This window comes from Micromonospora arborensis (genome assembly GCF_003205615.1).
Classification (GTDB): domain Bacteria; phylum Actinomycetota; class Actinomycetes; order Mycobacteriales; family Micromonosporaceae; genus Micromonospora; species Micromonospora arborensis.
The window spans coordinates 47,641-66,359 of sequence record NZ_PYBV01000005.1 but is presented as its reverse complement, the minus strand read 5'-3'; the positions used below and the strand labels follow the sequence as shown (position 1 = coordinate 66,359).

Genomic DNA, 18,719 nt, shown 5'->3' with positions numbered 1-18,719 from the left:
TCGATCCGGCCCGATCCGTCCGGCGAACGCGGTCGCCGCACTACCGCAGGCGCGGTAGCCGTCCAGGCGCCGGCTACCGCGACGGCGGCAGACCCGACAGGCCGGACTGGTAGGCGAAGACCACCAGTTGCGCCCGGTCCCGGGCACCCAGCTTTACCATCGCCCGGTTGATGTGCGTCTTCGCCGTCGCTGGGCTCATCGTCAGGCGTACCCCGATCTCCCCATTGGAGAGTCCGGCCGCGACCAGCGTGATCACCTCGCGCTCCCGCTGGGTGAGCGCGGCCAACGACGCCGCCGGAACCGCCGGACCGGCGGACCGGCCGACGAACGCCGCGATCAGGCGCCGGGTCACGGCGGGCGCGAGCATCGCGTCGCCGCGGGCCACCGTGCGTACCGCCTGCCGCAACTCCTCCGGCTCGATGTCCTTGAGCAGGAATCCGCTCGCCCCGGCGTGCAGGGCGGAGTAGACGTACTCGTCCAGCTCGAACGTGGTCAGCATCAGCACCCGTACGCCCGGCAGCCGGTCGTCGGCGAGGATCCGCCGGGTCGCGGTGAGCCCGTCCGTCCCCGGCATCCGGATGTCCATCAGCACCACGTCGGGGCGGTGCGCCCGGGTCAACGCGATCGCCTCCGCGCCGTCGCCGGCCTCGCCGACCACCTCGATGTCGTCGGCCCGTTCCAGCAGTGCCCGCAACCCGCTGCGGACCAGGATCTGGTCGTCGGCCACCAGCACCCGGATCACGTCGTCGCCTCCCGTACCGGCAGCCAGGCCCGCACCCGGAAGCCGCCGGCCGGCTCCGCGCCGGCGGTCAGCCAGCCGCCGAGGCTGCCAGCCCGCTCCGCCATCCCGCGGATACCGAACCCGGTCCCCGGCGGGGCCGGCTGTGTGCCATCGTCGACAATCTCCAGTCGCAGTCCGTCCGGCAGATACTCCACGGTGACGTCGACCTGACTCGCGGCGGCGTGCCGCAGCACGTTGGTCAGCGACTCCTGGGCGATCCGGTACGCGGTCGCCTCCACCGCCCGGGGCAGTGGCCGGCGGTCGCCGCGCCAGGTGAGCGCCACCGTCGGCCCGTCGCCGGCCCCGCAGGCCCGCGCCATCACCGGCAGCCGGTCGAGGCTCGGCGCCGGCGGCTCCGCTTGGGCCGGCGCGGCACCGAGCGGGACGCCGGTGTCCGCCGGATCGGCGTCACCGGGCGGATCCGCCGTGGCCGGGGTGCCGTCGCGCAGTACGCCCACCGCCGCGCGCAGGTCGCGCATGGCCTCCCGGCTCGCCTGGCGTACGGCGCCGAGCGCCGCCCGGGCCTGCTCGGGCGAGTCCTTCAGCGTCTCCGCCGCCACCCCGGCCTGTACCCCGATCACCGCGATCGTGTGCGCCGTGATGTCGTGCAACTCCTGGGCGATGCGGATTCGTTCCCGGGCAAGGCGCTCCGCCGCGGCCCGATCCCGGTCTGCGGCGGCCCGATCCCGCTCGGCGGTGAGCAGCGCGAGCCGGGCCCGGGTCTCGGCCTGCCAGCGGCGACGGCTGCGCGCGGCCTCGCCGAGCAGGAGCGCGGCGATGAAGACACCGAACGAGCCGTCCAGAGTGGGATCGAGGGGGTCGAGGTGGTGAGTGGCGACGCGCCCCTGCAGATCGGACCCGATCAGGAACGCGGCGACGGGCATCGACGCGGTCCGATCGGCTGCGGCGGCGCCGGTGTAGAGGGCAACCCAGAGCGGCACGGCCGGCGCCCCGCCCGGATAGTCGAGGATGTGATACGCCAGCCAGCCCACCGTGACCAGCGCGAGCACCAGCGCCGGCCAGCGGCGGCGCAGCAGCAGCACCGTCGACATGGCCAGCCCGAGCAGGTACGCCGCCTGGTCCGGCGGCCGGTCCCCGGACTGCGGCACACCGGCCCGGATCCGCAAGACGGTCGCCACCGCCACGACGGCCGCCAGGGCCGACTCGCCGACCCACGGCGGCACCGTCGCCCACCAGCGTCGTAACGCCTCGAACGTCACCCGTTCACGGTACGGAAGACGGCGGCCACCGGCGTACCACGAATGCGGTATCCGCTGGTGGTCGCCGTGCCGCTGGGACCGTGGACCCGCTCGCGGACGGCATCGACGGGGCTAGGTGGGCGGACGGTACGCTGCGGGGCGGCGTCCGAGTGACCTAAGGGGAACGGGTGATAGGCGAGACGGTTCACACGGTGGTCGCGGTCCGCGGGCATTCGAGGTGAACAGCGGGCTGCTCCCCGGTGACCCGTCCCGAATCGGCGGGTACGACGTGCTCGGCCGGCTCGGCGAAGGTGGCATGGGAAGTGTCTTCCTGGCGAGGTCGCCGCAGGGGCGGCGGGTGGCGGTCAAGGTTGTGCGCCCGGAACTGTCGGGCGACGACGAGTTTCGTGGTCGATTCCGCAGTGAGGTGAACCGGGCCCGCCAGGTCCCACCGTTCTGTACCGCCGAGGTCCTCGACGCCGACCCGGATCACGACCCGCCGTTCCTGGTGGTGGAGTACGTCGAGGGTCCAAGCCTGGCCCAGGTGATCCGGGAACAGGGGCCGCTGGGCGCGGCGCAGCTGCACAGCATCGCGCTTGGGGTGGCGACCGCGCTCACCGCAATCCACGGTGCCGGGGTGATCCACCGCGATCTGAAGCCGGCGAATGTCCTGGTCGCACCGGGCGGCATCAAGGTGATCGACTTCGGCATCGCCCGCGCGTTCGAGGCGACGAGCCAGCACACCCGGACCAACCAGATGGTCGGGACCGTCTCGTACATGGCTCCGGAGCGGATCGACGCGGCGTCCGGCCAGCCGGTCGGCCCGGCTGCGGACATCTTCGCCTGGGGTGCCGTGGTCGCTCATGCCGCGACCGGCCGCAATCCGTTCGGGGGTGACTCCGCTACCGCCATCGCGATGCGGATCCTCACCCAACCGCCTGATCTGAGCGGGCTCGGCGGGACGTTGCGAGAGTTGGTCGCCCGGGCGCTGGAGAAGAATCCCGCGGACCGGCCCACCGCCCGGGAACTGCTGGACGGGTTGCTGACCGCAGCGAAGCCGACGGGGGACGCCGGCCCGGGCAAGCCCCTGGTCGTGGCGCCAGCACCGAACGCCTCGCCCGACGCCGGTGGCAACCAGCAGAGCCGGCCGTCGCGGCTGGTCGCCGCCGACGGCACGGGCTCGGGTCGACGCCGCCTGCTCACCGCGCTGGGCGCGATCGCCGCGGTGATCGCGATACTGGTGCCGGCCTCTGTGTTCGGCCCGCACCTGCTGCGCCGACTGTCCGATTCGGACTCTGCCGGCTCGACGACGACCGGTGGCCCGACAAGCCACGAGCCGACGCCCACGCCGACGCCCGCACCGAAGACGGCGACAAGGTCGCCGTCAGCCGCTGACAGTACGCGCGCGATCCTGGCCGGACAGCGGCGAATCCTGGTGCACGTGGTGGAGATCGACCGTGACCTTTCGTTGCCGTCGCACGGTGAGGCCCTCACCGGCGACGGGACCGGCCCGGATGCCCTCTTCGCGCTCGAGCCGGTCGGCGTCGACTACATGATCAAGTCCTTGAACCCGGACATCGCGCACCGACCGTGCCTCGGGGTCAAGATTGATGCGGAGGAAAACAGGTCGTTGGTGGGGGCCGACTGCCGGCCCACCAAGGCAACCATGTTCACGATCGTCCCTGAGGGTGAGGACGACAAGGGGCGCACCTCCTACGCCATCGTCAACGAGGAGTACGGCGTAGTGCAGTGGAGCCCGAGCAAGAAGGAGATCTACGTGGAGTTTCTGGGCGACGCCTCGCTCTCCACCACGTTCAGCCTGGTCGACCGAGGCGCGGTCTGACTATCCGCTCGACCAGTCGTCGGGGCGTTTCGCTGTCCAGTGGTCGCGGGTGCCACTTCCGGGGAGTACGAGCCGACGAGGGTGGCGTCGTCGCGGGCTGGGCCGACGGCCAACCGGTCGCCGAGGGCGTGCTGAAACTCCTGGAAGGCGGCGAGTTCGGTCAGCCCGTTGCCGTCGACCACGTGGACGAACGTGACACCGTCGGCCAGCCGGAAGGAGCTGTAGCGCAGGCCCGGCGGTGCGGTGTGCGCAAGCTCGACGAAGATATTTTCGATCAGGCGTTGGTTCTCGTCGGCGGCGTCGGGTTTCGTCTGGTAACGGATCACTGCTGCGGTCATCAGGGCGCTCCTGGGGTCGTTGGCTGTCACTTCTGTTGACAGCGCCACCGCCGCGAATTCATCGCCGCGCTGAGTATGTGCGATGAGTTCGGTGCTCCGCCGCTGTCAACAACAGTGACAGCGACCTTCTGGAGGACCGACGTGAGCGGCAAGCAACGGACGACCGGCGAGCAACGTTGGGTGTTGGGCCTGACTTCAGCCGGCGCGGTGATGGTGGCTCTGGATGCGCTGGTGGTCGCAGCGGCGCTGACGAGTATCCGACGCGACCTCGGTGCCTCGATCGAACAGTTGGAGTGGACGGTCAACGCCTACAGCATCACCTTCGCGATGTTGCTGGTGACGGCGGCGGTGATCGGCGACCGGTGGGGTCGACGCCGTACGTTCGCGGCCGGCGTGGCGTTGTTCTGCGCCGCGTCGATCGCTTGTGCGCTGGCCCCCTCGATGCCAGTGCTGATTGCCGCTCGAGCCATCCAGGGCGTCGGCGCCGCAGCCGTGATGCCGGTGGCGATGGGCCTGCTCGGTGCCGCGTTCCCGCCCGAGCGTCGCGGCTGGGCGATCGGTGTCTTCAGCGGCTTGACCGGCCTGGCCGTGCTGGGCGGTCCGGTGGTCGGCGGTGCCGTGACCGAGGGTCTGGCCTGGCAGTGGATTTTCTGGATCAACGTCCCGGTCGGTGCCCTGGCGATCGTCCTCGTCCTGCGGTTCATCCCGGAGAGCAGCGGGTCGGCTCGGCGGTTCGATCTCGGCGGCGCGACGCTGATCACCGTTGCCGTACTCGGCATCATCTGGGGCACGGTCCGCGGGGCCGTGGCTGGCTGGGGCAGCCCGGAGGTGATCGGGTCGTACGTGCTGGGAGGCCTCGCCCTGGTGGGCTTCCCGGCGTGGGAGCGGCGGGTGCGGCAGCCGATGGTGCCGCCGACGTTCTTCCGGTCGCGGTCGTTCACCGCGGGCAACGCAGCCGGTTTCTTCCTGACTGCCGCGCTCTACGGTGCGGTGTTCTTCAACGCGCAGTTCATGCAGCTCACCTTCGGCTCAGGACCGTTGAAGGCGGGTCTGCAGCTCCTGCCATGGACAGCCACGCTGTTCGTGGTGGCGCCGGTCGCCGGCCGCCTGGTGGATCGAATCGGTGAGCGCCCGCTGGTGGTGATCGGACTGGCACTGCAGGCCGTCGGCATGTTCTGGATCAGTGTGGGCAGCCGTGGCGCGGTCAGCTACCCCGAACTGGTGGTGCCGCTCATGGTGGCTGGTTGCGGTGTCTCGATGGCGATGCCGGCGACGCAGAGCGCGAGCGTCGGGGCGCTGCCTCGTGATGCCGTCGGGATCGCCTCCGGCATCTACAGCATGATGCGTCAGCTGGGCGGGGTCGTTGGTGTCGCCGTACTGGCGGCGGTATTCGCGGCCGCCGGCGGCTACGCATCCTTCGCGACCGGGTTCGCCCGGGCCTTGGCCGGCTGCGGCGTACTATCGTTGCTCGGCGCGCTTGCCGGCCTTGGCATCACCGACCGGCGTAGTTCCCGCCTCGGTGCGGCGGCCGTCCGACCGGCGTTGGTCCAGGAGCAGGCATGAGTCTGGAGAACGAGTTCGCCCGAGTTCGCGGAGGGCTGGTCAGCCACTGCTACCGGATGCTCGGATCGCTGCACGACGCGGAAGACGCGGTGCAGGAAACCTACCTGCGCGCGTGGCGCGGATACGCGGAGTTCGAGCAGCGCTCGTCGGTGAAGACCTGGCTCTACCGAATCGCGACTCGGACGTGCCTGAACGCCCTGCAGCACAGCAGCCGCCGGCTGGTGCCTTCAGCACTGGGTGCCCCGGGCACCGACCCCGACGACCTCGCGGCGCGTGCCCCGGAGCTCAACTGGCTGGAACCACTGCCGGACCGGTTGCCGAACGCCGACCCGGCGCTCGTGGTGGAAGGCCGCCAGAGCCTCAGGCTGGCCATGGTCGCCGCGCTGCAGCACCTCTCTCCCCGGCAACGCGCTGTGCTGATCCTGCGGGATGTCCTTGCCTGGCCGGCGTCCGAGGTAGCCGATCTGCTCGACACCACCACCGCCGCGGTCAACAGCGCGCTCCAGCGCGCCCGTGCTGATCTGGCCAGGCTCGCACCAGCCGAGGACCAGTTCAGCGAACCGCCCGAGCACGCGCGCCGGGCACTGCTCGACCAGTACGCACGCGCCTTCGAGCAGGCGGACCTGGCCGCCCTGGAGAAGCTGCTCACTCAGGACGCACGATGGGAGATGCCACCGATCCCCACCTGGTTCAACGGTCGCGACAACGTCTTGCGCCTCCTCAGGGCAAAACTGCTGCCGGAGCAGGGCGTGCGGATCATGGTGGAGACGTCCGCGAACGGGCAACCGGCGTTCGCGTGGTACGTCCGCGGCCGTGACGGCATCTTCCACGCGCACTCGATCCAGGCCCTGACCTTGACCACCGCGGGCGTCTCCGCAGTACTCGACTTCCACCGGCCGGACCTGTTCTCCGCGTTCAACCTCCCGAATCACCGCTCTGCCAACCATGCAGAGGTAGCGTCTTGACTCGGCAAAGCTGCCACCACTTGCCCCACCCTCGGCAGAGGTAATTGCAGATCGTCAGCACTAGGAGCGCAGATGCCGGGCCGGTTCGTGTATTGGATGAACGTCTCCGTCGACCTGAAGATCGAGCAGGCCACCGGCGAGGAGGGCAGCGGAAGTTGGCTTCGGATCGGCGAACCGCTGCATCGAGAATTCAACGCGCGAGCCCGGGCGCTGACATCGATGATCCAGGGCCGCACGATCTACGAGACGATGGAGGGGTTCTGGCCGGCCGCACGCCACGACGAGACGCTGCCCGACTACCTCCGCGAATACGGCGAGATCTGGACGTCGAAACCAAAGTTCCTCGTGTCCCGTACGCGGACCGACGCCACGCACAACACCCGGGTCATCGGCCGGGATGGCGACGCGATCGAGCAGCTCGCACGGCTCCGCGACGAGAGTGACGGCGACATCGGCGTCGGTGGCGCCACCCTCGCCACGCACCTGCTCCACGCGGGGCTGCTCGATCAGCTCCTGCTCTTCACCCACCCCGTCATTCTCGGCGGAGGCCGGCCACTGTTCGACGGACACGACACGGCGGCAGAACTGGACCTGCTTGAGCAGCGGTCGTTCGACGAGGGCGTCACGCTGCATCGATATGCCGTTCGCCGTAAAACGGCATGACCGCATGCGCGCCAGGTAGCCGCTGACCCGGGCCCGGCCTGCGACGACGCGTCGGCCACGCGATCCACGTCGGCGGACGCGGGTCACCAGCCAGCCGGAGGAGACGGCGCACGACCGGGCCGGCGCGGCCGGTGGTACGGCCGGTGTTCTCGTCGATGGCGTCGACGAACGCACACATCAACGGATGCGACTATGTGAGCACATCGCTACTATGGGTCAGCAATCCAGAGGGAAGGGGTCGTGCCCGCGTGCGAAGTCCCGTCATCGGAACCGCGCCGACGTCTGCGCCGGGGCGACTCGCGCCACTTGTCGGCGACCGGCTGCGCAGGCTCGCCCGGCGGATGGCGCTGATCGCGCTCGCCGTCGGGGCCGGTTTCCTCGTGGCCGCCCTGTTTCAGGGGCCGGCCGCCGCCGACGGGACGCGCAGCGGGTCCGGTCACGAACCTCATCGGCAGATCGGCGGGCTGGTCGAGCCGGTCGCGCGGCTCATCACAGTCGCGGAGCGCCCCAGCCAGGAGCGCCAGCAAGCCGCGGGCGCCGACGATCGCCGCCACGACCGGCCCCGCGCACCACTGGCAGGGACCATCGGTGGCGTCGTCGCCCCCCGCGACGCGACACCCTCGACGGGGCCCCGACGGTCGGCGGGCGCATCGCCCGTGTCCGTGCCGCTGCCCCGGGTCGGCGCCTCCGTCCCACCCGGCGCGGCGGAGCGCGAAAGGCTCCGGCCTGTCTCCGTAGCTCGCGCGACTCATCGTCCCGCTTCCAGCGCCGGCCCGTCGCGGCTGGCCGCTGACCCACCGCAACCGCCAGCCACCGCCGCAACCGGGGTGCACGGGCTGGCCGATTCGCCTGCGGTGGCCCTGATCACCGCCCCGCTGCCGTCCGTCGTCGACACCGTGAGCGCGGTGACGCTCCAGCCCGTCGCCATGGCGCTCCGACCCGTCGCCATGGCGCTCTTCTGTGTCGCCGACGTCGTTCTACCACCCGCTGTCGGCGCGGTGATCGTTCCGGCGGCGGCGTCTCCGCTGCCCGCTCCCCCAGCGCTCGGGCCGGCCGCCGTGCCGGTGACCGACCCGGCACCCGTACCGACAGTGCCGACGCCATCGGCGGATTCGACGGTGGCGTCCGTACGCGCCGCAGCGCTGCCGATCCCGGCCGCGCCACCGCCGATATCCGTCGTCGGACCCGCACGTTCCACGGCCTCGACGGGGCACCTCGCCGCACGTCCGGGGCCGGTGGCCGCGGGGGCTGACCTTCCGGGAAGGCCCGTCGCACCCGTCGACCAGGATGCCGCCGGTGTCGACGATGGATCGACGCCCGGACCGGGGCTGGTCTGGCCGGTCGACCGGCAGTCGCACGTCGGTCCTGGGCAGCCCTGCGATCTCGTGCCGCTGCTGTCCGACAGCCGAACTCCATCCGTGATCGCTCGCCCTGGCTGAGGCGGGTCGACCGAGTCCGGGTGGCTGGCCCGCGTGGCCGGTTCCACCCGCTGGCCTGGTCGATCGGTGCCCGTGCCCGTCCGCTGTGACGGTGCCGTGGGCCGATGCCTATCCGTCTGTCGCGCACGACCGTTGCGACCAACCCGTGGATGTTCCGGGATCGGCGGCCGTGTGACGCGTACCTGAGATCGGAGAAACGTGGTGATCCACGTTGTCGTCGCCGAGGACATGGGTTTGCTCCGCGGGGCGCTCTGCGCCGCGCTGTCACGCGAGGAGGACATGGAGGTGGTCGCCGACGTCGAGGGTGTCGGCGAGTTGTTGACGGTGGTCCGGCGGTGCCGACCCCAGGTGGTGGTGCTGGCGTTGACGCCGGAGCTGCCCGATCCGGTGGAGGTGGTCGCCAGGATCAGCGCCGAGGCGCCGCACGCCGCCGTGCTGGCGATGAGCCCTCGGTGGAACCCCGCCCTGGTGGAGGCTGCGCTGGCGGCCGGCGCGCGCGGCCTGGTCGGGAAGGACAGCTCGCTGGCGGAGTTGGTGCGGGCGATCCGCGCGCTCGCGGCCGGGGATCGGGCGATCGACCCGGCCGCCGCCGTGGCAGTGCTGAGTCCCCCGGAGATCCCGTTGACGCCTCGGGAAATGGACGTGCTGCGGATGGCGGCCGAGGGTCTGCCGCTGAAGGAGATCGCTGTCCGCCTGTACCTGGCACATGGAACTGTGCGCAACCATCTGTCGGTGATCCTACGCAAGACCGGGGCTCGCAACCGACTGGAGGCGGTGTGGCGCGCACGGCGTAACGGCTGGTTGTAGCCGTCGGGGGGCGGGTCCGGCGGACATGTCCGGCCCGCCCCGTCGCCGTGCGAACCCAGTGCAGGCGTGTTTGAATGTTGACGTTGTGTGATCGTCATCGGAGTGCGGGAAGGTTCGTCGTGATCCGTACCCTGCTCGCTTTGGACGGTGCCCTGGTTCTGGGCGCGCTGTCGTTCGTCCTCGCCGCCGAGGCGGATATTCGCGTCGTGGCGGAGGTGGATCGCGGCGACGCGGTCTCCGCGGCCGTCCACGCCCAACGCCCGGACGTGGTGGTGGCCGACCTCGATTTCGTCGAGGGAGTCGATCCCGGCCACCTCGGCCTGTGCCCTGTCCTGGTGCTGGCCCACCCGCATCGGGCCCGGCGACTGCGCGGCATGCTCTGCCCGACCAGGACCGTCGGCATCCTGCGCAGCGACGCCGCCCCCCAGCGGATCATCGACGGGATCCGCCGGCTCGCCCGCAGGGAGCCCGTGCTCGACGCGGATCTCGTCGTCGCGGCGCTGCGCTCGGACGGCCCACTGACCAGCCGCGAGACGGAGGTGTTGAGGTTGACGGCGGCGGGGGCGCCGGTCGCGGAGGTGGCGGTGTCGCTCGGGCTCACCCATGGCACCGTCCGCAACCATCTCGGTCGGATCGCCCGCAAGGTGGGCGCGCGTACCCGGGTCGAGGCCGTGCGGATGGCAAGCGAGAAGGGCTGGATCTGACCGGAGCCGTCGACTCGGACGCGCGGTTCAGCCCTGCCGGGCCGACGCCGCCCGGGACGGCAGCACCGGCTCGTCCCAGCAGCCGACGAGCACCCGGTAGGTGGCCGAGCGCGTCATCAACTGTTCGTGCGTCCCCGCCACGGGCTCGTCGCCGTCGAGGACCAGCACCCGACCGGCCCGCAGCGCGGAACTGATCCGGTGTGCGATCACCACGAGGCTGCCCGGCCGCCGGGCGAAGGCGGCCTCGACCGTCGCCTCCAACGCCGGGTCCAGGTGACAGGTCGCCTCATCGAGGACCACCAGCGGGGCGGGCGCCAGCCAGGCCCGGACCGCCGCGATGAGCTGCCGCTCGCCGGCGGAGAGCAGGGCCGGCGCGACCAGCGCGTCCAGGCCGCCCAGGCGGGTCGCCAGGGGACGCGCACCGAGCGCGTCGAGGGCGACCTCCAGCGTGTGGTCGTCGGCGTCCGGCCGAAGGTAGCGGAGGTTGTCGGCGAGACTGCCGGTGAAGACGTACGCCTCCTGGGGCACGAGCACTCGCATCCGGGCGAGAACGGCCGGCTCGACCTCGGCGACCGTCGCGCCGGCCACCTGGACCGTGCCTGCCTGCGGCAGCACCAGACCGGCGATCAGTGCGGCCAGCGTGGACTTACCCGCACCGCTCGGGCCCACCACGGCGAGATGGTCCCGGTCGGCCAGTGTCAGCGAGAAGTTCTGCAGGACGGGCCGGGCGCGCGGGCCGTAGCCGAAGGTCAGTCCCCGGACCTCCACGGCTGGCGAGCGGCCGGCCGGACCGGTGGGCGTCCGGGCGCGGGGCGGCCGGGTGGCGGGGGCCGACGGGTGGCGGTCGTCGGACACCGGATAGTGGCGCAGGATGTTCTCCAGGGTGACCGCGTAGCGCAGCCCGCCGCCGCCGAGGCCCTGCACCAGGGTGTGCAGTGCGGGCTGCAGCCCGGTGGAGACGTAGATCAGCGCGCCCAGCACCGCGCCGGCGGTCAGACCACGCTCGACCAGCCACGGGGCGGCCACGAGCAGAACCAGCAGCGGCAGCCAGCCGCCGATGCCGAGGCTGAGGCTGCGGATCGCGGCCATCCGGGCGAGGGTGCGTTCGGCGGCGGCCTGCGCCGACACCAGGCGTTCCACGTCGGCCGTCACGCGCGTCTCGGCGCCGCAGGCCAGCACGTCGCGGTGACCGGCCAGCGCCGCCGCCGCCGACTGGCCGAGCTGCTCACCGGCCCGGACGTACGCGCGCTGGTGCGTGACCATCGCCGGCAGCGCGGCGAGAAACACGACCAGGCCGGCGACCAGCGGCGCGGCGGCCAGCGCCGCCACCACCGGTGCCAGGGTGAGCAGGCCGAGCAGGGCCGCGCCAGCCGAGAAGAGGAAGCCGCGGGTCACCATCAGCAGGCCGGCGAAGGTGTCGCGGACGATCTCCATCTGGTGGGTCAGCCGGGTCACGGCGGCGCTGTCCGGGCGTCCACCCGCCCGGGTGGCAGCACGTAGCGCACCCCGGACCACCTGAGCGGCCACCTCGTCGCGGAACGGCTCGACCACCGCGCCGAGGCTCCGGTACGTCCGACCGGTGGCCGCCGCGCCGACCAGCACGGCCACGGCGAGGACCCCCAACCAGGCCAGGCCGTTGAGGAGACGTCCGGCCAGGAAGCCGTCGTCGACGGCACGGGCGACCAGATAACCGGCGAGCAGCGCGGGTAGCGACTCGACAAGCGACCACCCGCCGAGGCCGGCGAGCTCCCGTCGGCGGGTCCGTAGCGCCCGCCAGGTCACCCGACGTACACCGGGACCGCTCACGACCCACCGCCGGCCGGCTGGAAGACCGCGCGGTAGTCCGGGTCGGCCCAGAGTTGCCGGTGCGGCGCCAGGCCGCGCAGCCGACCGCCGTCCAGCCAGGCGACCAGGTCGGCCGCCGCGGCCGCCGCGGTCCGGTGGGTGACCACCAGTCGGGTACGCTCCCCGGCCCGCCCGACCACCGCCTCGGTGATCCGGTGTTCGGTCGCGGTGTCCAGGCTGGACGTCGCGTCGTCCAGGATGAGCAGCCGCTCGGCGGCGAACGCGCGGGCCAGGCCGAGGCGTTGGATCTCGCCCCCGGAGAGCGGTGTGTCCACCAGCGCGGTGCGGTAACCGTCGGGCAGGCGGTCGATCACGTCGGCGACCGCCGCCATGCGGGCCGCCCGGAGGACCGCCGGCGTGGCCGGTCCACGGTCGGCCGGCGGCACCGCCGAGTCGACCGGCAGCGCCAAGCCGATCGCGTCGTGGACCGTCGCGCCGATCAGCACCGGCCGGTCGAAGGCGTAGCCGACGGCTCGGCGCAGCGCCGCCGGGTCGAGGTTCCGCAGCGGCACACCGTCCAGTCGCACCTCGCCGCCGTCGGGGTCGTGCAGCCGTCCCGCCACGGCAGCCAGGGTCGACTTGCCGGCACCGGACGCCCCGACGACGGCCACGGTGGCGCCGGCCGGCACGTCCAGGTCGATGCCGTCCAGGATGGGCGTGCCGTCGTCGGCGTGTACGCACACCCCGCGCAGTCGCAGGGCGCCGCCGCCGGGTGGAAGGGGACGATCACCAGCCGGCGCGACGGACTGCGTCAGCAACTCGGCGACCCGGTGTGCTCCCGCGCGGCTGCGGACCAGGTGGTTCAGGGTGGCGAGCACTCCACCCAGCCCGGCACCCATGGCCGCGTACCGGACCGCGGCGACCAGTTGGCCCGGCGTGAGCCAGCCTGTGGTCAGGGCGTACCCGCCGACCGCGATGACGCTCAGGTTCAGCAGCGGCGCCACGGCCGAGGTGCGCGCACTCGCCCGGGCCAGCAGTTCCCAGGCACGCCGGCCGTGCCGGTCCAGCTCCGGCAGGGCCGCCAGCACCCGGTCCTCCTCGCGACGGGTGGTGCCGGCGGCAGCGATGGTCCGGGCACCGGTGAGCGACTCCAGCAGTCGGCCGGCGATGGTGCCGAGTACCCGTTGGTACCCGGTGGTCGCGGCCGAGGCGTCGGCCACGAAGGCGCGCATGAGGACGGCGAGCAGGCCGAGACCGGCGAGCATGGTGACCCCGAGGACCGGCTCCATGATGGCGAGCGCGACGACGCTGCCCAGCGGCGGAAGCACCGCCACGATGGCCAGGACCACGGCGTTGCCGGCCTGTCCCGCGTCCGCGGCCTGGCCGACCAACCGGCCGACGAGATCACCCACCGGGTGCCGGCGGGTGGCGCGGACGTCCAGGGCGAACAGGTGACGCAGCAGGCGGCGGCGCAGCCCGGCGGTGGCGCGCGCCGCACCGAACCCGCTGGTCAGGTCGGTGAGGGTGTCGACGCAGATGAGGACGACGACGAGGCCACAGGCGGACACCGCCCACCAGCCGGAGCCGCCGGCGAGGGCGGCGTCGACGGCGCGGCCGAGGGCCGCGGGTAGCAACAGTTCGGCGGCCGCGCCGAGCAGCGCGACCGCCGCGAGTCCGCCGGTCCAGCCACCGCCGGCCCGGACCGTCTGCCGGAGCAGCCGGTCCCCGGTGGCCAACGTCGGCATCGGTCCTCCCGTTGGTACGCGGATGCCCTGGGTGAGCACGTCTACCCACCCAGGGCCCCACGTGTGTGTGGATCAGTTGCAGGTCGTGACGGAGAGCGAGCTGTCGCCGCAGAGCAGCAGGCTCGCCCGGCTACCGCCACCCGTGCGGTCGGCCGGAGCCATCTCCAGGCCCTGGAGGTCCAGAAGCGCCATGTCGTTCACCTCCCTTCCATCCGTTCGCCGATCAGGTCGCCCCCGCTGTCGCGAGGGAGTCTCTGCGCGCCCGGCAGGGGCGCGAGGAAGGGCAGCACCGGTGGCTGGTCGTGCTGCGCGCTGGCCAGCGCGAAGAGCACGCCGGCGGTGCCGGTGCCGAAGTCCATGGAGAGCCGCAGCAGCTGCTCACCGGGGAAGGCGGTCCCCTCCCGGTACGGCAGCGCGTGCCAGGTCAGCCGATCCAACTGCGCGCCGAGTTCGCGGCGGTCGGCCTCGTCGGCCGAGGCGGCGAGGTAGGCGATGATGCCGGCCCGACCGGTGAAGAGCCCGGACTGCGCGTAGAACGGTGACCGCGCCGCGCGGCGAATCCCCGCGCTCGCCTCGGCGAACCGTTCGTCGGCGCGGTGGCGCAGGTACTGGTCGAGGACCAGTCCGATACCGACGCTGCCGTGCGCCAGGTACGGCATCGTGCGCCAGCCCTCGTTGACCTCCAGTGCACCGTCCGGGCGCAGCACACACCGGCGCAGATCCTGACGCAGTGCCGTGGCGGCGTGCCCCAACAGCTCGTCGTCGCCGTCGAGCTCGTAGAGCCGCAGCAGCATGAGCGCCGCTCCGGTCCGGCCGCGCAGCAGCCCGGCGTACGGGTTGCGTCCGCCGCTGACGTCCGGGCCCGGGTCGTCGGCCAGTTGCCCGATCACCCGCTCAGCGGCCCGCCACGCGGCGGCGTGCAACGACACCTCCCCGGTACGCGCAGCCATCTCGGCCAGGTTCAGCGCGATCCCGGACAGTCCGCTCGCCAGGCTGTGGTCGAGCCCGTCCAGGGGTTCGCGCAGGCAGATGTCGACGACGTCGAGCGCGTCCTGCCGGCGTCCGAGGTGATCGAGTGCGTAGGCGACACCGTGCAGCCCGTCGTAGAAGCCGCAGCGTGTGCCGGACGGGGGCGCTGTCGCCCGCCGTACCAGCCAGTCCTCGTGCTCGGGCCACCGCCCGGCACCGCTCTTGTCGAGCGCGTACAGCACTCCCGCCGCCCCGTGGGCGAGGTTGAGGCCGCCGCTGCGGAACTGTTCGATGTCACCGGGGAAGAGCCGGTCGTTCCGCTCGGGAGTGGCGCTGGCCAGGATCGCCGTCGTCAGCTGGTTCCGCAGGGTGGGCCAGTCGTCCGCGCCAAGGGCCCCTCGCGGGTCCGCGGTGGCCCGCGGGTCCCCGGTGATCTCCTCGACCGCCGGGTCGAGGAAGGACCTCGGCACCGGGAAGTTCGCGGCGATGATGTCGGCCAGGTGGGTCACCTTCGCCGGGGCGAGCCGGACCAACTGGGTCAGTGGCAGGAACAGCGCCAACCGCAGGCACGCCAGGGCGTACCGGTCGACCCCGGGGCCGGTCCGGTCCCTCGGTGCCGCGAAGCCCTGGTTGCGCAGCCCGGGTCGGCGGTGCCCGGTGATCGGGGCGGCCACCTCGAAGTCGACCAGGGCGACCCGGTCGTCCGGCCGGATCATGATGTTGAACAGGTGCAGGTCCCCGTAGACCAGCCCGCGCTCGTGGATCGCCGCTACGACGGATTCGACCTGCTCGTAGACCTGCCGGGCCCAGCGGGCGTACGCCGCCCGGTCGTCGTCCGTCGCATCGGCGTCGATCAGTGGGTACCTGTCGACCAGCACCTTGTTCAGCGGTCGTCCCTCGATGAACTCGAGTGCGAGGAACCGGTGCTCGCCGAGGGCGAACTCGTCGTGCACCCGCGGCACCTGCGGCAGGTCGGCGAGTTGCCGCAGGGCCTCCGCCTCGCGGGCCAGCCGGGCGACGGCGTCGGTGCCGTCGGCGTCCAGGCCGGCGTACGGTCGGGCCTCCTTCAGCACCACCTCGGTGTCGGTACGCAGGTCCCTGCCCACGTACAGCCCGCCGCCGTTGGAAAAGTGGATCACCCGCTCGATCCGGTAGGGCACCTGGTCGGTGCTGGTGCCGCTGCGGGCGGCCAGGTGCGGGCCGAGAAAGTCGGGCAGGGTGATCCAGGAGGGTACGTGAAAGACCGGCTCGCGGCGGTCCGGCACCAGCGTGCCGGCTTCGTCCTCGATCGCCGGCACCACCTGACCGTCGGGCGAGTGGCAGTAGCGGGCGGCGAAGCCGCCGTAGCGCACGTGGACCGGGCCGTTGCCGTAGCGGAGGTCACTGAGGATGTACGGCCCGGTCTCACCGGTGAGCAGTTCGTCGAGCTCCTTGCAGGTCAGCTCCAGTTCCGCCTCGTCGCGCGGATAGACGGTGACGAACTTGCCGCTGGCGGCCCGGGCGGCGTACTTGGAGTTGCGCAGCAGCAGTGTGCGGGGCCCACGCAGGAACTTGAAGGACAGGCCGCGGGGGACGCAGTAGTCCCAGACGGCATCCAGCACCCGCTCGGCGTTCGCCAGACCCGCCGACACGTGGATCTTCCAGCCCTGCTGCGGCAGCGAGCCGCCGTCGGGAGCGTAGATCAGCCAGTCGTCGAGCGGCTCGCGTCGCCAGCCGGTCGGCAGCGGCCGTTCGGCGGCCGGGAAGACCGGCTGCGCCACGGCGCTACCGAGCGAGTCGTAGAACAGCGGATCCGCGGCGCAGTAGCTGTCGTAGCGTTCGTCCACTGTCCCGCCGCCCCTCGAACTCGGCCGGCTGGTGTTCCGGCGTTGAATCGAGTCTCATCGACGGGACGGGGTGGGCCCCAGTGAACACAGTCACGACGTTCGATGTGGGGCGCATGGGCACTCATGACATTAGTCAGGCCCGCGGGCGATTCAGCCGCGCCCCTCCGCGGGCTGCTCTTTCGTCAGGTGGAGCAGCCACCCCTCGCCGGTGCGGATGAGCGCGTACCGCCTGGAGCCGGTGCGGCCGTGCAGCGTGAACAGCATCCGGCGGTCGGTCCGGTCGTGCTCCTCCCACCTGCCGATGTCGGCAATCGACTTGTCGGCATCCTCGTAGGTGAGGTGATCAAGGTGGTGATCAGGCACCGCGATCGCGAGCCGATTGTCGGCGGGACTGTCCGGCAGCCCACGAGGAACCGCCCAGGAGCGCAGCACACCGTCCTCTTCGAGCCGCAGGTCGAAGTGCGGTCGTGGTTTGCGGTGCTGGTGCAGGACGAAGGCGGGTGCCACCCTTGCCATTCTCGACGACCTCGGGGCCTGCCGCCGGTCAACCGGGTAGGCGGTGGGGACCAGGCCGATCACCTGATCCCCACCGGTCGGTCTGACCCCGTCAGCCCAGGTACTTCTCCCACGGGCCGGTGATCGCCAGGGTGAGGCCCGGGTCCTGCATGTTGACGAAGAGGACCCTGCCGTCGGCGGTGAAGGTCGGCCCGCAGAACTCCGAATCGTTGAGCTGGTTGCGGGCGATCGCGTACGTCGGCCCACCCGGAGTCGTACTGAGCACGTGGGAGGCCCCGGTGCCGTCCTCGGCGAGCACCAGACTGCCCCACGGGGTGACGGACACGTTGTCCGGGCCGTCGAAGGTGAGGTCGTTGTACTTGACCGGCGTGCCCTCCTCCGACGCCGTCTGGTGCGGGAAGTACGTCACCAGCTGGATGGTCTGGGCCCTGAAGTTGTAGAACCAGACCATGCCGTCGTGCGGCGCGGCGTCGGCCGGCAGGTCACCCTCGTCCCAGGCGTAGGAGTTGACCACGTACACGCCCTCGTCGGTGCTCCACACACCTTCGAACTTGCGTCCCCGGGTGACCTGACCGTCGGCGAACTGCTCGCGCACGGACGTGTGCCGCGCGTCGCGGTCCGGCACCTCGATCCACCGGACCGGGAAGGGCCGGCCCAACTGGGCGGAGGTCAGGTAGGCGACGTCCGGCAGCACCGAGCCGTCGTCCATGATGATCTGCATTGCGGCGAGGACACCGGCGTTCGGTGCGAGGCGGGTGAGCACGCCGGGACCGAGCTTGACGCCCCGTGGCGCCGACCAGCGGTAGAAGAGGCCGTTGGGCCCATCGGCGTCCTCGGAGAGGTAGATGTTGGTGCGGTCCTTGTCGACCGCCAGGGCCTCGTGGGAGTAACGGCCCAGGCACTTGATCGGCTTCGGGTCCGCGCTGCCGTCGGCCCAGACCTCGAAGACGTACCCGTGGTCCTTCTGGTAGACGCCGGACCGGCCGCCCTCTTCCCACTCGTCGCCGGCCCGGTCCTCGGTCTCCTCGCAGGTGAGCCAGGTACCCCAGGGGGTCGGCCCGCCGGCGCAGTTGGAGATGGTGCCGGACAGGGCGACGAACTCACCCAGGTTACGGCCCGCGCGGTCGGTCTTGATCACGGTGCACCCGCCGGCGTCGACGGCGCCCGCGTCGTACACCGTGCCCTTGACGTGCGGTACGCCGAACTCGGCGCCCGGGTCGATCTCGTGGTTCTGAATCAGGGTGTAACGGCCCTGGCCGGCGTCGTAGACGGCCATGCCGTCGTGGTCCGACGGCGTCACGCCCTGGCCACGGTCGAGTCGGGTGACGCCGGTCCGGGTCACCACCGTGTAGCTGAAACCTTCCGGCAGGGCCAGGATCCCCTTGGGGTCGTCCACGAGCGGCGGGAAGGGCACGGGACCACCCTTGACCGGCGAGTGCGGCCGACCCGGGCTGGCCTGCGCGAGAGACGGCAGCCCACCGGCGACGGCAAGGCCCACGCCGGCGGCGGCGCCGCCCGCGAGGAAGGTACGACGGGAGGAAGGCACTCGAATCAGCTCCTGGTCAGGGTATGTGCG

General features: G+C 72.0%; 17 protein-coding genes. 6 read left to right on the top strand and 11 right to left on the bottom strand.

Going from position 1 to position 18,719, the window contains the following annotated elements; all coding sequences use genetic code 11:
* Positions 1 to 73: 73 nt before the first annotated feature.
* Positions 74 to 742: a response regulator transcription factor gene (locus C7C45_RS03380; RefSeq protein ID WP_110562162.1), complete on the bottom strand. Its 669-nt coding sequence runs from the start codon at positions 740 to 742 to the stop codon at positions 74 to 76.
* On the bottom strand, positions 739 to 2,001 hold the full coding sequence (locus C7C45_RS03375; RefSeq protein ID WP_244200223.1) for a sensor histidine kinase: 1,263 nt from the start codon (positions 1,999 to 2,001) through the stop codon (positions 739 to 741). The genes C7C45_RS03380 and C7C45_RS03375 overlap by 4 nt, the downstream gene beginning before the upstream one ends.
* Before the next feature lie 217 nt (positions 2,002 to 2,218).
* On the opposite strand from C7C45_RS03375, the gene C7C45_RS03370 reads away from it, so the two are divergent.
* A complete protein-coding gene (locus C7C45_RS03370; protein WP_110562161.1) occupies positions 2,219 to 3,823 on the top strand; it encodes a serine/threonine protein kinase in 1,605 nt (534 codons plus the stop codon).
* Here the strand turns inward: C7C45_RS03370 and C7C45_RS34740 are convergent.
* A complete protein-coding gene (locus C7C45_RS34740) occupies positions 3,754 to 4,161 on the bottom strand; it encodes a hypothetical protein (RefSeq protein ID WP_244200222.1) in 408 nt (135 codons plus the stop codon). The genes C7C45_RS03370 and C7C45_RS34740 overlap by 70 nt on opposite strands.
* A gap of 141 nt (positions 4,162 to 4,302) precedes the next feature.
* Here C7C45_RS34740 and C7C45_RS03360 point away from each other — a divergent pair, with 141 nt between their 5' ends.
* The 3 genes from C7C45_RS03360 (at position 4,303) to C7C45_RS03350 (ending at position 7,352) form a co-directional block, all read left to right on the top strand.
* On the top strand, positions 4,303 to 5,724 hold the full coding sequence (locus C7C45_RS03360) for an MFS transporter (RefSeq protein ID WP_110562160.1): 1,422 nt from the start codon (positions 4,303 to 4,305) through the stop codon (positions 5,722 to 5,724).
* On the top strand, positions 5,721 to 6,689 hold the full coding sequence (locus C7C45_RS03355; RefSeq protein ID WP_110562159.1) for a sigma-70 family RNA polymerase sigma factor: 969 nt from the start codon (positions 5,721 to 5,723) through the stop codon (positions 6,687 to 6,689). The genes C7C45_RS03360 and C7C45_RS03355 overlap by 4 nt, the downstream gene beginning before the upstream one ends.
* 72 nt (positions 6,690 to 6,761) lie before the next feature.
* On the top strand, positions 6,762 to 7,352 hold the full coding sequence (locus C7C45_RS03350) for a dihydrofolate reductase family protein (protein WP_110562158.1): 591 nt from the start codon (positions 6,762 to 6,764) through the stop codon (positions 7,350 to 7,352).
* Between the two features lie 209 nt (positions 7,353 to 7,561).
* On the opposite strand, the gene C7C45_RS33495 is transcribed toward C7C45_RS03350, so the two are convergent.
* Positions 7,562 to 7,906 carry a hypothetical protein gene (locus C7C45_RS33495; protein WP_146247252.1) on the bottom strand — a complete coding sequence of 115 codons (345 nt, stop codon included), beginning with the start codon at positions 7,904 to 7,906 and terminating at the stop codon, positions 7,562 to 7,564.
* A 194-nt stretch (positions 7,907 to 8,100) separates the two neighbouring features.
* Positions 8,101 to 8,550: a hypothetical protein gene (locus tag C7C45_RS33490; protein WP_146247251.1), complete on the bottom strand. Its 450-nt coding sequence runs from the start codon at positions 8,548 to 8,550 to the stop codon at positions 8,101 to 8,103.
* A 442-nt stretch (positions 8,551 to 8,992) separates the two neighbouring features.
* Here C7C45_RS33490 and C7C45_RS03340 point away from each other — a divergent pair, with 442 nt between their 5' ends.
* Complete coding sequence (locus C7C45_RS03340) at positions 8,993 to 9,598, top strand: response regulator transcription factor (protein WP_244200221.1); 606 nt, start codon at positions 8,993 to 8,995, stop codon at positions 9,596 to 9,598.
* Positions 9,599 to 9,717: 119 nt separating this feature from the next.
* Positions 9,718 to 10,302 carry a response regulator transcription factor gene (locus tag C7C45_RS03335; protein WP_110562155.1) on the top strand — a complete coding sequence of 195 codons (585 nt, stop codon included), beginning with the start codon at positions 9,718 to 9,720 and terminating at the stop codon, positions 10,300 to 10,302.
* A 27-nt stretch (positions 10,303 to 10,329) separates the two neighbouring features.
* Here the strand turns inward: C7C45_RS03335 and C7C45_RS03330 are convergent, their stop codons facing one another.
* The 6 genes from C7C45_RS03330 to C7C45_RS03305 form a co-directional block, all read right to left on the bottom strand.
* On the bottom strand, positions 10,330 to 12,108 hold the full coding sequence (locus C7C45_RS03330) for an ATP-binding cassette domain-containing protein (RefSeq protein WP_110562154.1): 1,779 nt from the start codon (positions 12,106 to 12,108) through the stop codon (positions 10,330 to 10,332).
* Positions 12,105 to 13,832, bottom strand: coding sequence for an ABC transporter ATP-binding protein (locus C7C45_RS03325; RefSeq protein WP_110562153.1), 1,728 nt, complete (start codon positions 13,830 to 13,832; stop codon positions 12,105 to 12,107). Before C7C45_RS03325 ends, C7C45_RS03330 begins: the two co-directional genes overlap by 4 nt.
* 72 nt (positions 13,833 to 13,904) lie before the next feature.
* Positions 13,905 to 14,024, bottom strand: a complete 120-nt coding sequence (locus C7C45_RS03320) for a SapB/AmfS family lanthipeptide (protein WP_013734295.1) — start codon at positions 14,022 to 14,024, stop codon at positions 13,905 to 13,907.
* A 5-nt stretch (positions 14,025 to 14,029) separates the two neighbouring features.
* A complete protein-coding gene (lanKC, locus tag C7C45_RS03315; RefSeq protein ID WP_110562152.1) occupies positions 14,030 to 16,627 on the bottom strand; it encodes a class III lanthionine synthetase LanKC in 2,598 nt (865 codons plus the stop codon).
* Between the two features lie 150 nt (positions 16,628 to 16,777).
* Entirely contained in the window at positions 16,778 to 17,143 is a 366-nt protein-coding gene (locus C7C45_RS03310) for a DNA polymerase ligase N-terminal domain-containing protein (protein WP_110562494.1), read from the bottom strand.
* A 91-nt stretch (positions 17,144 to 17,234) separates the two neighbouring features.
* Positions 17,235 to 18,689 (bottom strand): alkaline phosphatase PhoX, encoded by a 1,455-nt coding sequence (locus C7C45_RS03305; RefSeq protein ID WP_110562151.1) that lies wholly within the window; start codon positions 18,687 to 18,689, stop codon positions 17,235 to 17,237.
* Positions 18,690 to 18,719: the final 30 nt, after the last annotated feature.